Genomic DNA, 13,322 nt, shown 5'->3' with positions numbered 1-13,322 from the left:
TCAAACAGGGAGACGCATACTAAGCGTTTCCCTGTTTTTGTTTGAATTTCAAGTCAAGCTGATTGAACCGGAAGGACGACACTTAGGCGGAAGAAGCGGGAAGAAGGAGAGGATGGGAGTATCCTTTGCACGTGCGCAAAACACCAAATTAAAAGGCTAGTTGATGCATGGTGGTGCTTTTTAATACCTGTTGCTTGGAGCAGAATGCGAGGCTCCTGCTTAGAGCGTACAGATTAGACCCTGCAGTCGCAAAGCGGATGGCAGGCTCACAACCCGCCGCAGGATAAGCGGGCGCCTGCAACGGAACAACTCTAAAAGAGCTAAAAGATTAAAGGGAAATTACCTCGGTGGCCGAATTAAGTATAATAGGGATAGGAGGAGTGTTCAGCATATGAAAAGGAAAATAGACGCAAACGATTTATATCATATAAAAATCCCGGCCGATCCGCGTATATCACCGGATGGCCAGCAGATTGTTTTTACAGAATCTTTCATTAACGCAACGTCTTATACATACCATTCACACCTGCATGTGATCAGCAGACAAAATGATACGGTGGAACAATGGACATTTGGAGAAAGTAAAAATCATACACCGCGCTGGTCGCCAGCGGGAAATCTTGCCTTTGTGTCGGACCGTTCAGGCGTCCCCCAGATTTATTTGATGAAGTCTGGAGGGGGCGAGGCGAAACAGCTCACCTCTTCCGGTCATGGGGCAGCGAATCCTGTGTGGGTGAACGAGGATCAGCTGCTCTTTCAATCTTATTTACAGGCTGGCGAATCCCTGCATATTCCAAAGGAAAAACCAGATCAGCCGGCAGTGCTTGAAGTAACAGAAATGCAGTACAAATCAGACCGGGACGGATTTATACGCAACCGAAAAAGCAGGCTTTTTCTCCTTGATCTTAAGACAAATGAAACAAAAGAACTGGTAACGTGTGAAGGCGGTGCTGAAAGTCCGGCGTTATCAGGTGAATACATAGCCTGCATCCATTATCCTCCGGAATCACCCGGAAAAGGACTGGTTTCAGACGTCCTTTTAATCAATAAAGAATCCGCGGAAGAGAAGAACCTTACAGCAGGAAAAGGGCAATTTTCCAAACCGCAGTTTTCTCCGGACGGCCGTTTTCTCGCATTCTTCGGACATGAGAAAGATTATAAAAGCGCCACCCTTCAAAAGCTTTGGATCTATGAAATGGAGACTGAGAGACTGCAATGTCTGACAGCTGAATGGGATATGTACGCAGGAGATGCGGCTGTCAGCGACTCTCTGTATGGAGCCGTTTCTCCATCAATCCAATGGACAGCAGATTCACAAGGCTTTTATCTGCTTGTATCAGACCGGGGAAGCACAGGTGTCTATTACGGATCTGTTGAGGGACTCATGTATCCTGTCCGATTGGAGTCTGAGCATGTCCATGGCTTAACGATGCATCCATCAGAGCACTGGGGAATTCTTTCCATCAGCACTCCTGTATCCCCATCTGAACTGTTCGAAGTAAACTTTCAGACGGGTGAGATCCATCAGCTTACGCGACTGAATCAGAGCTGGCTGGAAGAGGTGACGGTTTCGGAACCAGAACCGATTGAAACAGAAGCAGAAGATGGCTGGACCATTCATGGGTGGCTGATGAAGCCTGCCGCCATGGAGGACGGGAAAAAGTACCCTTTAATCCTTGAAATTCATGGGGGGCCGCATATGATGTATGCGAATACTTATTTCCATGAATTCCAGGTCCTCGCGTCGGATGGGTATGCCGTTCTGTACGTAAACCCGAGAGGAAGCCACGGGTATGGACAGGATTTTGCAAATCTCAACCGGGGTGATTATGGCGGAAGTGATTATAAGGATTTAATGAGTGCCGTCGATGCGGCAATCGCACAATATCCATTCATAGATGAGGAAAGAATTGGTGTAACAGGAGGAAGCTACGGCGGGTTTATGACAAACTGGATGGTCGGCCATACAAACCGGTTTAAAGCAGCTGTAACCCAGCGCTCCATCAGCAACTGGCTCAGCTTTTACGGAGTCAGTGATATTGGCACCTTCTTCACAGAATGGGAAGTAGGCGGAACCATGCCGGAGGACGCCATGAAGCTTTGGGACCACTCACCGCTGAAATATGCGGATGAAATCGAAACGCCGCTTCTTATCCTTCACAGCGAAAAGGACTACAGATGCCCGATTGAACAGGCAGAACAGCTTTATATGGTTCTGAAGAGGAAAGGAAAGACTGTCAAATTTCTCCGTTTCCCCGACCAAAATCATGAACTGTCCAGAAGCGGCCATCCTTTCCTGAGAGCTGAAAGAATGAATGCGATTCGCCAATGGTTTAACGAGTATATGTAAGGGTTTTGCTGCGAACAGCTCTGTTCAGAAAAACGACCGGGGCTTTCGGAGTCAGCCAAAAAAAAGAGCCTCCGGTGAAAACCGGGGGCTCCTGTATCATTAAAATACTTGTTCTACTTCCACTACTCCCGGTACTTCCTCAAGCAAAGCGCGCTCGATCCCGGCTTTAAGCGTAATGGTTGAACTTGGGCAGCTTCCGCAAGCTCCTAAAAGACGAAGTTTTACAATTCCGTCCTCCACATCCACCAGTTCACAGTCTCCGCCGTCGCGAAGTAAAAAAGGTCGCAATTTATCTAGTACTTCCTGTACTTGTTCTCTTTGATTTTCTTCCATAGCAATCGTCTCCTTCCTGCTATTATTATATTCCGGCACTACAATAAAATCGAATGCCAAGACTTGAAAATATCCATATTTTCTCCCATTGTACCATATTTGCTGTGATAAACATACGGCAAATGATGCCCATTAAAAACAAATGCAAAAACAGCCTGGTTCGAATACAATGGAATAAAGAACGGACTGCGGAGGGTGAAAATTATGAACATTGAAGTATACGGTGCTGAAAGATTGTGTCCAAGCTGTGTAAATATGCCATCATCAAAAGAAACCCAGGAATGGCTGAGTGCCGCACTGGCAAGAAAATTTCCCAATCATCCCATTCATGTGGATTATATAGACATTGATGCTCCGAATCTGGAAGGGGAAAGAGAAGAGATCGCTGAAAAAGTCCGCAATGACGAATACTTTTATCCTCTTGTTGTGCTGAATGGAAAAGTTGTCGGGGAAGGCAGCCCCCGCCTTAAAACCATATGCGAAGAACTCGAAAAACTTGGATTGGTGCAGGGCGCCTAAAGAAGGCCTTAAGGTTTAGTTGAACGAGGAAAATATGATCAGGAAAACACCTTAATTTAGAAAAAATATTAAGTACAATGACCTATTTCGTGATATAGTTTCCTAAAGGGGGCTATAGGATGAATAAGGTAAGCACCATCAAAAAACATGCTGTGATTAAAAACCACATGTATGAGTATAAAATTAATGACACCAACTGTATGATTGACATTCATTTCGAAATGGATGGAAAAGGCAAGCTACTCTACAGAGTATACGTAGCTGACGATAGCGGTATCTTTCAGACAAGTTCCGCAGATCCATCTAAATCAAAAGCAGTCAGCAAAGCGATAAAGAAGTACACATGGATGAGCATGTAATCAGTACTTCCTTCGCAGCAGAATAGAAGCTTGAGGAAGTACTCTGGTTAAGAGTGCTTTTTTTTGTTTTACAAGGGGAAGGCAAAGAGTTCTGTGTCTGCTCCGCAGCAATCAGCCCATATAAAAAAGGCGGTAGTGAACTCCCGCCCCAAACCTTATCCTCTATGAAACTTGTACATCCATAAAATTCCCGATTTAAGAAGCCTCGGTACCCGGCCCATAAGCGGCTTCTCATTTAACAGACCGAAACCGTGCTTTTTGCCCAGAGATCCCAGTATGCCTTTAAGCTTAAACTGCGGGAATGATTCCGGTTCCGGCTCATTTTTCCACCGTTTCAATAAAACAACAACAATCTGTTCAGCCTGTGCTTCGGCAAGCTGAGCGCTTGGAGCATACGGAAGTGAGGCGCAATCTCCAACCACAAAAACACTCTTGTCATTTGGAAGGTAATGCTGCGGAGTCAGCACGACCCGGCCTTGGGTATCCTTTTCAACATCCATTTCGCGGACTATCTTACTCGGCTGAATCCCAGCCGTCCAGACAATGACATCACTATGAACAGGTTCATCATGATTGTAAACGATATTCGGCTCAACCTTCGTTATGTTCGCTCCGTTGATAATCTCTACTCCATGGTCCTCAAACCAGCTCTGCACGTAACGGCTAAGCCGCTCAGGAAACATAGAGAGAATGGTAGCGCCCCGGTCAAACAATTTAATCTTTAAATCTTTGCGGCTTTCCCGAAGCTCACTGGCAAGTTCCACGCCGCTTAATCCAGCACCGACTATGGAAACAATTGCACCTGCCGGCAGGTCATTTACCTCGCGATACGTTTTGCGGGACTGGTCAATCGTTTGAATGCTGTAGGAATATTCCTGTGCACCCGGCACAGCGTGATACTTATCTTCACAGCCAAGACCCACTACAAGATCATCATATCCAAGTGTTTCCCCATTCGTAAAAACAATCTCTTTTCCGTCCCGGTTAATGGAAGCGACTTCCCCATACTTGTGTGTCAGCTTTTCATGTTCCGGAAAATCAACCCGGATGTGGTGATCGGAAATCGTTCCCGCTGCCAGTGCGTAATATTCCGTTTTCAGGCAGTGGTAGGGATTTTTATCAACCAGGGTGATTTGAACATCATTTGGAAGGTTATTTGGAAGCAGTCTTTGAAGAATTCTCATTCCCCCGTACCCGCCGCCAAGAATGACTAGATTTTTCATATGCGGATTTCCCCTTCTCCCCACGGGAATTAATAAAAAAATAGTATTCTAAACTGATAAAATTTAAGAAAACCTTTTCAAAATGCCACTAAAAAGTATATCGAATTTGCTGTAAAATCACAATATATGTCTTCAAAATATCCACTTAATATGTAAAAGCATTGAATAGTACAACCTTATTACACAAATGTGTTAAGTTAATTGTAACAAAATGAGCAGAGCTTTTGGAAGGGGATAAGCGATAAACGTTGACGATTTTTATCGAAAAAGGGTAGGATAAAAAAGAATTAGAGAGGTGATAGGATGAAGCCGATCATTGAATTCTGCATAAGCAATCTGGCAAACGGATCACAGCGAGCACTCGAAATACTCGAAAAAGATCCGAATTTGGATATTGTGGAATACGGCTGTCTTGGATATTGCGGAAAGTGCTTTGAATCCATGTACGCACTTGTAAATGGAGAAGCGGTTTCTGGAGAAACTCCGGACGAACTCGTTGAAAATATTTATCAGCATCTGGAAGAGAACCCGATGTTTTAATAAAAAGGGATGACCGTATAAAAATGGTCATCCTTTTTACATCAATAGCTTTTGTTTAGCCCGTTCCTCTCTCATTTCCTGCCAGCGGTCTTTGGCCATTTCAATTATTCCCTTTTCCTTTGTCACGCTCTGGTTTTCAATCATTCTGGAAAAATAACGCACGGCCTGGTTTTCCTTACCGGTTCTCCGGCTAAGCTCTCCTATTAAATACAGCACCTTCATCTCCGTCAGTTTGCTTCCTAGATAATCTTCCTTCATATAAGACTGCAAATACTCCTCAAGTGCAAGCTTTAAAAATCTGAGCTCCTCTTCCTTATTTTCTGCATCCCGGTACATCCAGGCAAGCCGGTGGTGCAGGCCGGCCTTTACCGAATGCTTTTCGCTCTTCAGCCCTGCACAGTAAATCGCCAATTTATAAGCGGAGATGGCCATCTCGGGGGTGCGTTCCTGACAATAATCCTTTTTTGACCATTTCTCCCAAATGTACTTGATGAGCTGATTTCTGGCAGGCGCGCTCAAGCGAGGAGTAAATTCATCGGAAAAAGAATAGCCGCAATTTGGGCAGACGGTAACATAATATAAAAGCGGATTGCAGTGATCCCCTTTGTATTTAGAATAAAAGTCTGATTCGCTGTAATCGATTCTGATAAAAGAAGAACGCAGTTTTTTCGTCCGAATCTGGAAACTGCAAAGAGTACACGTAGTATTTTTATCATATAAATATGGAGTTTCCATTCCTCTTCCTCCAAATCGGTGATAATTAATGGTTCTATTATACCATTAAATTCGATCTATAAATGAAATGTACAGGAGAATAAGAAAAGAACAAAATAAAAACTCCTTACATATGTGCAAGGAGTTCTTACGTTCTATTCAAACGGGGGATATTTCTATTGTGGACCGCCTTTGCACACTTTATACTTATAGAAATCATTTTTTTTTGGAGGCTGCAGGATGAATACCTTTAAATTCACGAAGATGCATGGTCTGGGGAATAATTATATCTATGTAAATATGTTTGAAGAAAGTCTAAAAGAAGGCGAACTTCCGCGAATTGCAAAAGAGGTGGCCAATCCTTTTACAGGAATAGGGTCAGATGGGATGATCCTTATTTGTCCTTCTGAAAAAGCCCCTGTAAAAATGAGGATTTTTAATAATGACGGATCGGAAGCGCTCAACTGCGGAAACGGCTTGAGGTGTGTAGCAAAATACGCATACGAGCATCAGCTTGTCAAAGACCCGGTTTTTAAAATTGAAACCCTGTCCGGACTAGTCGAAGCAAAAGTCCAAGTTGAAAACAATACAGTACAGGCAGTTACCATAGATATGGGGGAGCCGCGGCTGTTCAAAAAGGATATTCCAATGGATGGAAATCCCGGACAGACAACGATTGCGGAACAAATGGAATTCCAGGGAACCGAATACGAAATTACTGCACTTTCCATGGGAAATCCTCATATCATTTTTTATATAGAAGATATAGAAAAAGCCCCTTTAACAACACTCGGGCCCATCGTTGAAAAAGATCCAAGATTCCATGATGGAATCAACGTAGAATTCATCGAGGTTTTAACGGAAAAAGAGTTAAACTTCCGTGTATGGGAAAGAGGATCCGGCATCACACAAGCATGCGGAACCGGGGCATGCGCTGCTGCCGTCGCTTCTGTACTAAACGGCAAATCCCCGAGAGGAGAAGACATAACCGTTCACCTGGCAGGAGGGGATCTGATTATTAACTGGACAGAACACGGAAGTGTCCTCATGACCGGCCCTGCAGAAGTCATCGCAGAAGGCACCTACTACATCCGCTGAACCAGGTATTTGAGTGAAACGGACGGACCATGTATACTGAAACCATAGCCACTTTTACAAAGGAGTGATCACATGGCTGACATTATCACAATTACAGAAGCAGCATCCTTTCAAATAAAAGATATGATGAAAGAACACGAAGAAGAAAATGCCTACCTTCGCGTCGGAATCAAAGGAGGAGGCTGCAGCGGCCTTTCCTACGGCATGGGATTTGACCACGAAAAACAAGAAGGCGACACAGAACTTGAATTCTACGGAATCCCTGTTCTGATTGATAAAGACAGCGCGCCGGCATTAAAGGGCACAGTCATCGACTTCAAACAATCCTTAATGGGCGGAGGGTTCACCATCGATAACCCGAACGCCATCGCAAGCTGCGGCTGCGGATCATCGTTTGTCACCGCGACGAATAAGGGTACTCCGGAAGAGTGCTGAACAAATACTTTCCCTTCTCATGAACATGAGAAGGTTTTTTTATGGGAAGATTCAAAGTGTGTTTAAGTTGGAGGGTCACTTTGCAGGTTTTCTGATAAGAGGAAGGAATGGATGGGGAGATCATAGTGAAGGCAGTTCTTCTTTATCCTGCCATTTTAATTCTTCTGTGAAATGCTTGAAGTTTTCTTCATAAGGAGGAGAAAAATGACTTAGAGTTTTGTTTTTATAAAGGATGGGGCATACAAGGTTCTTTACTAGATAAGGATAGCTGCTCCATTTATAATCTTCTGCCTGCTTAACAGCCAGCGCTTTATAAGGATTTAAGTGGATATATCGGGAAGTGTTTAAAAATTTAGAGACGGTACTAATCGGTTCAGCAAAATACCTTCCTTCAAATAGATGCCCCTTGTGCTTATGCCGGAAATTGAAGTACCGGGCATATCGGAAATTAATCTGCTTCATGATAACATTTGGCTGGTGATCCATTACTTCAATGAGGAGATGAACGTGGTTTTTCATTAAGCAAAACGCATGTAGTTTGAACGGATATTTCTGCTGAGTTTCCTCCAAAATGGTCAGATAGCGATCCTTATCACGGTAGTCCTCAAACAATGACCATTTTCTAATAGCTCTTGAAATAATATGATAGGTCCCATCCTTATACTGACTCCAATTTCTTGCTCTTGGCATAAAACTCCACCTTTCTGCATTATTCTCATCAACAATTCTACAAAAATAAGATAACTCCTTCCCGGCTTCGATTAAAATTGAACGAACTTAGAAACATAACGATGGCAGGGAACGCTCTGGAATCATTGTGATGTCCGGGAACAATGTCCGGGAAGGCCGCCGCAACCCTGTGATGTCCGGGAACAATGTCCGGGAAGGCCCCGAAACCGTTTGATGTCCGGGAACAATGTCCGGGAAGGCCCCGCATCCGTGTGATGTGCGGGAACAATGTCTGGGAAGGCCCAAAAACCAGGTGATGCCCGGGAACAATGTCCGGGAAGGCCCCGAAACCGTGTGATGTCCGGGAACAATGTCCGGGAAGGCCGCCGAAACCCTGTGATGTCCGGGAACAATGTCCGGGAAGGCCCCGAAACCGTGTGATGTCCGGGAACAATGTCCGGGAAGGCCGCCGCAACCCGGTGATGTCCGGGAACAATGTCCGGGAAGGCCGCCGCAACCCCGTGATGTCCGGGAACAATGTCCGGGAAGGCCGCCGCAACCCTGTGATGTCCGGGAACAATGTCCGGGAAGGCCGCCGAAACCCGGTGATGTCCGGGAACAATGTCCGGGAAGGCCGCCGCAACCCTGTGATGTCCGGGAACAATGTCCGGGAAGGCCCCAAAACCAGGTGATGTCCGGGAACAATGTCCGGGAAGCCCGCCGCAACCGTGTGATGTGCGGGAACAATGTCCGGGAAGGCCGCCGAAACCGTGTGATGTCCGGGAACAATGTCCGGGAAGGCCCCAAAACCTGGTGATGTCCGGGAACAATGTCCGGGAAGGCCGCCGCAACCCGGTGATGTCCGGGAACAATGTCCGGGAAGCCCGCCGAAACCGTGCGATGTCCGGGAACAATGTCCGGGAAGGCCGCCGCAACCCGGTGATGTCCGGGAACAATGTCCGGGAAGGCCGCCGCAACCCGGTGATGTCCGGGAACAATGTCCGGGAAGGCCCCGAAACCGTTTGATGTCCGGGAACAATGTCCGGGAAGGCCCCAAAACCTGGTGATGTCCGGGAACAATGTCCGGGAAGGGCGGCGAAACCCAGCGATGTCCGGGAAGGCCGCCGCAACCCTGGGATGTCCAGGAACAATGTCCTGGAAGGCCGCCGCAACCCTGTGATGTCCGGGAAGACACAGGAAACCCGGTGATGTCCGGAAACGCCCCAAATATTCCAATACCCCAAACCCCCAGTAAATCCTGCGATGTCCCGAATCACCCCCCGGCCTTTCTCTTATTTTATAAAAAATACCAAATTAACCAATAAAACCTAGTATAATAAAACCAGAATCATCCAAAGGAGGGCGTTATGGATTTTCCGGTATACATATTTGGGCTTCACCCTCATTTCCTCCTTGAGAGTCTGGCATATTTTATCGGATTTCGGGTTTATCTTTGGACGAAGCGTCCTAGTGAGATGACGAAGGATACGGGGATGTGGATTGTAGTGGGAGTGGTTTTGGGGGCTGCTGCCGGATCAAAAATTTTATATTGGCTGGAGGACCCGGGAGCGACTGTCCAGCATTGGAATGACCCTGTATACCTTTTACAGGGGAAGACGATCGTGGGAGCGCTTATAGGTGGACTGATTGGTGTAGAGCTGACAAAGAAGCTGGTGGGATGGAAGTCCTCGACTGGTGATGATTTTGTTCTTCCTCTCATTGTTGGGATGATGATTGGCCGGATTGGCTGCTTTCTGACTGGGGTGGAGGATCATACTTTTGGAATGGAAACGTCTTGGATCACAGGGATGGATTTGGGAGATGGGGTCAGGCGCCATCCGACGGCTCTTTATGAGATTGCTTTTTTGCTGCTTTTGCTTAGTGTGCATGGGTCCTTAAAAAAGAGGGGCGGATATTGGGAAGGTTTTTATTTTCAGGTGTTTATGTTTTCGTACTTTCTATTCCGGTTTTTGATTGATTTTATTAAACCGACGCCAGATTTGTTTTTGATGATGAACAATGTGCAATGGGCTTGTCTTTTCGGGATGCTTTATTATGCGAACTTGATGAGGAGAAAATCGGCGCAGACGGAGAGGGGAATGTTTCATGCCTAACAGGCCGTATTTATTTTATGATTTGACGAACAGTATTTGTTCTACATGTTTAAGAAAAGTAGAGGCAAAGGTCATTATTCAAGATGAAAAGGTGTATCTGGTGAAGCATTGTATGAAGCATGGACGGGAGAAAGTGCTGATTTCAACGGATGTGGAGTATTACAAAAAGTGCCGCGAATTTATAAAGCCTTCGGAAATGCCGTATCGCTGGAATACGCCGATTAAGTATGGATGTCCGTATGACTGCGGGCTTTGTCCGGATCATGAGCAGCACAGCTGTTTGACGGTGCTTGAGGTGACGGAGCGGTGCAATTTGAAGTGTCCGATTTGCTATGCGGAATCAGGTCCTGATAAGGGGCGCTTTCGCTCTATGGAAGAGATCGAGTTTATGCTGGATGCAATCATTAAAAATGAGCGGGAGCCTGACATCGTTCAGATCAGCGGCGGAGAACCGACGATTCATCCTCAGTTTTTTGATATCTTGGATTTAGTGAAATCCAAACCGATTAAGCACATTATGCTGAATACAAATGGGCTGCGGATTGCGAATGATCCGTCTTTTGCGGAGAGGCTTGCCTCCTATGCACCTGGTTTCGAAATTTACCTTCAGTTTGACAGCTTTGAAGAAGAAGCTCTTTTGGAACTAAGAGGGGTGGATTTAAGGGAAACAAGGCGGAAGGCCATTGAGCATTTGAATGCATGGAATCTTTCGACGACTTTGGTGGTGACGCTGAAGAAGGGCCTGAATGATCATGAAATCGGTAAGGTGATTCAGTATGGGCTTGAGCAGCGCTGTGTCAGGGGCGTTACGTTTCAGCCAATTCAGGCTGCCGGAAGACTGGAACAGTATAACCCTGAAACGGACAGACTGACGCTCAGTGAGGTACGCAGGCAGATAATTGATCAGTCGGAAGTGTTTAATCAGGAGGATATTATTCCGGTACCGTGCCACCCGGATTCCCTGGCCATGGGATATGCGCTAAAGCTGAATGGAAAAGTAACACCGCTTACCGGGATGATTGATCCGGATATTTTGCTTCAGGGAGAGAGCAATACGATTGTGTTTGAGCAGGATGAGAATATCCGGAATATGATTTACAAATTGTTTTCTTTAAATCATTCGCCTCAGTCGACTGCTCTGTCACTGAAAGATTTGCTGTGCTGCCTGCCTAAGGTCGTGCTTCCCGGACAGATCGGTTATGACAATGTTTTCAGGGTGATTATCATGCAATTTTTGGATGCATATGATTTTGATGTCAGGTCGGTTAAGAAATCTTGTGTTCATATTGCGCATCCTGATGGGAGAATTATTCCTTTTGATACATACAATTTGTTTTATAGGGATGACAAGGAGCAATTGCTAAAAGAGATACAGGCTGAGATTGAAACGGGAGTCAGGCTATGAGGTGATTTTTTAATAGGGGTGACTGATTATGAGTGAAGAAAATCAGCATAAGGGCGGAGAGAAGAAGAGAGGCGTCCTGGATAATGCGGGGATAGGATTTTTCTTAAGTTTTTTCTTCTATATTGTTGCGATTATGGGATTTCAAAATTTATATTTAGGGCCCATTCTGCACGTAATCGCCCTTTTTGTCAGTTTTGGAGCCGGGTACAATCGTGTGGGGCAAGGTCTGCTGATTGCAGCGGGAGTCATCATTTTGCTTGTGGCGGCTTGTTTTGGATTTGTTTTTTTACAAATGGGGTAAAAAAATGAGGCCAGTCTCATGACCGGCCTTATCTTTTATTTCTCAAACAAACTGGTGCTGTGAAGCGGCTGTACACGCGCTTTAGGATCCATGTAAGCTTTTGCGTTATTGACAGCAGTCGGCGCTTCTCCGAATCCGCTGGCAATCAGCTTCACTTTTCCGTCATACGTACAGATATCTCCGGCTGCGTAGATGCCTTCGATGTTTGTTTCCATTTTTGAATTCACCACAATATTATTCTTTTCGATATTTAAATCCCAGTTTTTGATTGGTCCCAGAGATGAAACGAATCCGAAGTTGACGATTAAGTCATCAATGTCGATGACTTCTTTGCGCTCGCCTTTTACTTCCTGAAGGACGACTTGTTCGATGCGGTCTTCGCCGATAATTTCCTCAGGAATAAATGGTGTCATGACTTCTACTTTTGAATTCATCAGCTGCTCAACGCTGTGTTCGTGGGCACGGAATTTGTCGCGGCGGTGAACAAGAGTAACTTTCTCCGCAATAGGCTCGAGCATGAGGGCCCAGTCCAGAGCCGAATCTCCGCCTCCGCAGATCATGACACGCTTACCCGCAAATGAATTCAGGTCATCAATGAAATAGTGCATGTTTTTGCCTTCATATTGTGCAGCATTTTCAAGTTCAATGCGGCGGGGCTGGAATGCACCATTTCCTGCCGTAATGATAATCGTTTTGGTGTAGTGGACTTCAGAGTTGGTGGTCAGCTTGAATACGCCGTCCGCTTGTTTCTCTACTTCTTCTACAGCCTGTTCCAGGGCAACTGCCGGATTAAACATAGCCATTTGCTCTTTCAGGTTATTGATTAACTCTTGAGCACGTACCTTTGGAAAACCGGCTACATCATATATGTATTTTTCAGGATAGAGGGCAGATAGCTGACCGCCGAGCTGAGGGAGACTTTCGATGATCTTTACACTAGCTTGTCTCATCCCTCCGTAAAAAGCGGTGAACAGTCCTACAGGACCTCCTCCTATAATGGTTATGTCATAAACCTTTGTATCTTCTTTCACCATATAACCCCCTAAATGATAACTATTCTTACTGATATCATATCATATTTCTTTTCGAAGCTCATCTTCCAATAAAAAACGGTAAGTTTTTCCTTAAGCGGCATCAGAGCGGCTTTTTCATGGAGCAAATCGGGCGGGATGCGGGCAGTTTAATTTAGTATCCTACCTTATTTTCTGAATTTTCGCAACAGATGATTTAGGCTAATTATTGCTTGAAAAACACTTCACAAA

The 13,322-nt window shown here is 45.4% G+C and carries 16 protein-coding genes; 11 read left to right on the top strand and 5 right to left on the bottom strand.

Annotated features, from left to right (window positions below):
• Positions 1 to 391: 391 nt before the first annotated feature.
• A complete protein-coding gene (locus CEF21_RS18995) occupies positions 392 to 2,350 on the top strand; it encodes a S9 family peptidase (protein ID WP_123919092.1) in 1,959 nt (652 codons plus the stop codon).
• A gap of 99 nt (positions 2,351 to 2,449) precedes the next feature.
• Here the strand turns inward: CEF21_RS18995 and CEF21_RS18990 are convergent, their stop codons facing one another.
• The gene (locus CEF21_RS18990; protein WP_123919089.1) at positions 2,450 to 2,683 is read right to left on the bottom strand and encodes a NifU family protein; all 234 of its coding nucleotides are present in this window, start codon (positions 2,681 to 2,683) and stop codon (positions 2,450 to 2,452) included.
• Positions 2,684 to 2,887: 204 nt separating this feature from the next.
• On the opposite strand from CEF21_RS18990, the gene CEF21_RS18985 reads away from it, so the two are divergent.
• Together CEF21_RS18985 and CEF21_RS18980 are read left to right on the top strand one after the other, a co-directional pair.
• Positions 2,888 to 3,202, top strand: coding sequence for a YuzD family protein (locus CEF21_RS18985; RefSeq protein WP_123919086.1), 315 nt, complete (start codon positions 2,888 to 2,890; stop codon positions 3,200 to 3,202).
• A 119-nt stretch (positions 3,203 to 3,321) separates the two neighbouring features.
• Positions 3,322 to 3,561, top strand: a complete 240-nt coding sequence (locus tag CEF21_RS18980) for a hypothetical protein (RefSeq protein WP_123919084.1) — start codon at positions 3,322 to 3,324, stop codon at positions 3,559 to 3,561.
• A 155-nt stretch (positions 3,562 to 3,716) separates the two neighbouring features.
• Here the strand turns inward: CEF21_RS18980 and CEF21_RS18975 are convergent, their stop codons facing one another.
• Complete coding sequence (locus CEF21_RS18975; RefSeq protein ID WP_123919082.1) at positions 3,717 to 4,784, bottom strand: NAD(P)/FAD-dependent oxidoreductase; 1,068 nt, start codon at positions 4,782 to 4,784, stop codon at positions 3,717 to 3,719.
• A gap of 303 nt (positions 4,785 to 5,087) precedes the next feature.
• Between CEF21_RS18975 and CEF21_RS18970 the strand changes: the two genes are divergently transcribed.
• Positions 5,088 to 5,324, top strand: a complete 237-nt coding sequence (locus CEF21_RS18970) for a YuzB family protein (protein ID WP_123919080.1) — start codon at positions 5,088 to 5,090, stop codon at positions 5,322 to 5,324.
• Positions 5,325 to 5,360: 36 nt separating this feature from the next.
• Here CEF21_RS18970 and CEF21_RS18965 read toward each other — a convergent pair whose 3' ends face one another.
• Positions 5,361 to 6,059 (bottom strand): DUF2225 domain-containing protein, encoded by a 699-nt coding sequence (locus CEF21_RS18965; protein ID WP_123919078.1) that lies wholly within the window; start codon positions 6,057 to 6,059, stop codon positions 5,361 to 5,363.
• Between the two features lie 219 nt (positions 6,060 to 6,278).
• On the opposite strand from CEF21_RS18965, the gene dapF reads away from it, so the two are divergent.
• The gene (dapF, locus tag CEF21_RS18960; RefSeq protein ID WP_123919076.1) at positions 6,279 to 7,136 is read left to right on the top strand and encodes a diaminopimelate epimerase; all 858 of its coding nucleotides are present in this window, start codon (positions 6,279 to 6,281) and stop codon (positions 7,134 to 7,136) included.
• 72 nt (positions 7,137 to 7,208) lie between these two features.
• Positions 7,209 to 7,571 carry a HesB/IscA family protein gene (locus tag CEF21_RS18955; RefSeq protein ID WP_123919074.1) on the top strand — a complete coding sequence of 121 codons (363 nt, stop codon included), beginning with the start codon at positions 7,209 to 7,211 and terminating at the stop codon, positions 7,569 to 7,571.
• A gap of 120 nt (positions 7,572 to 7,691) precedes the next feature.
• Here CEF21_RS18955 and CEF21_RS18950 read toward each other — a convergent pair whose 3' ends face one another.
• A complete protein-coding gene (locus tag CEF21_RS18950) occupies positions 7,692 to 8,261 on the bottom strand; it encodes a transposase (RefSeq protein ID WP_123919071.1) in 570 nt (189 codons plus the stop codon).
• Positions 8,262 to 8,569: 308 nt separating this feature from the next.
• Here CEF21_RS18950 and CEF21_RS18945 point away from each other — a divergent pair, with 308 nt between their 5' ends.
• The 5 genes from CEF21_RS18945 to CEF21_RS18925 all read left to right on the top strand — a co-directional run bounded on the left by CEF21_RS18945 (position 8,570) and on the right by CEF21_RS18925 (position 12,060).
• Positions 8,570 to 8,932 carry a hypothetical protein gene (locus CEF21_RS18945; RefSeq protein ID WP_123919069.1) on the top strand — a complete coding sequence of 121 codons (363 nt, stop codon included), beginning with the start codon at positions 8,570 to 8,572 and terminating at the stop codon, positions 8,930 to 8,932.
• Positions 8,904 to 9,266, top strand: coding sequence for a hypothetical protein (locus CEF21_RS21425; RefSeq protein ID WP_164462247.1), 363 nt, complete (start codon positions 8,904 to 8,906; stop codon positions 9,264 to 9,266). Before CEF21_RS18945 ends, CEF21_RS21425 begins: the two co-directional genes overlap by 29 nt.
• Positions 9,267 to 9,607: 341 nt before the next feature.
• Positions 9,608 to 10,354 carry a prolipoprotein diacylglyceryl transferase gene (locus CEF21_RS18935; RefSeq protein WP_123919065.1) on the top strand — a complete coding sequence of 249 codons (747 nt, stop codon included), beginning with the start codon at positions 9,608 to 9,610 and terminating at the stop codon, positions 10,352 to 10,354.
• Positions 10,347 to 11,759, top strand: coding sequence for a radical SAM protein (locus tag CEF21_RS18930; protein ID WP_123919063.1), 1,413 nt, complete (start codon positions 10,347 to 10,349; stop codon positions 11,757 to 11,759). The genes CEF21_RS18935 and CEF21_RS18930 overlap by 8 nt, the downstream gene beginning before the upstream one ends.
• Before the next feature lie 28 nt (positions 11,760 to 11,787).
• Positions 11,788 to 12,060, top strand: coding sequence for a hypothetical protein (locus tag CEF21_RS18925; RefSeq protein ID WP_123919061.1), 273 nt, complete (start codon positions 11,788 to 11,790; stop codon positions 12,058 to 12,060).
• Between the two features lie 35 nt (positions 12,061 to 12,095).
• On the opposite strand, the gene yumC is transcribed toward CEF21_RS18925, so the two are convergent.
• Entirely contained in the window at positions 12,096 to 13,091 is a 996-nt protein-coding gene (gene yumC / locus CEF21_RS18920) for a ferredoxin--NADP reductase 2 (RefSeq protein ID WP_123920409.1), read from the bottom strand.
• Between the last annotated feature and the right edge of the window lie 231 nt (positions 13,092 to 13,322).

Origin of the sequence: Bacillus sp. FJAT-42376, from assembly GCF_003816055.1 — a bacterium.
Classification (GTDB): domain Bacteria; phylum Bacillota; class Bacilli; order Bacillales; family Bacillaceae; genus Metabacillus_B.
The sequence above is the reverse complement of the archived record's forward strand: the minus strand, read 5'-3'. Positions and strand labels throughout refer to the sequence as shown.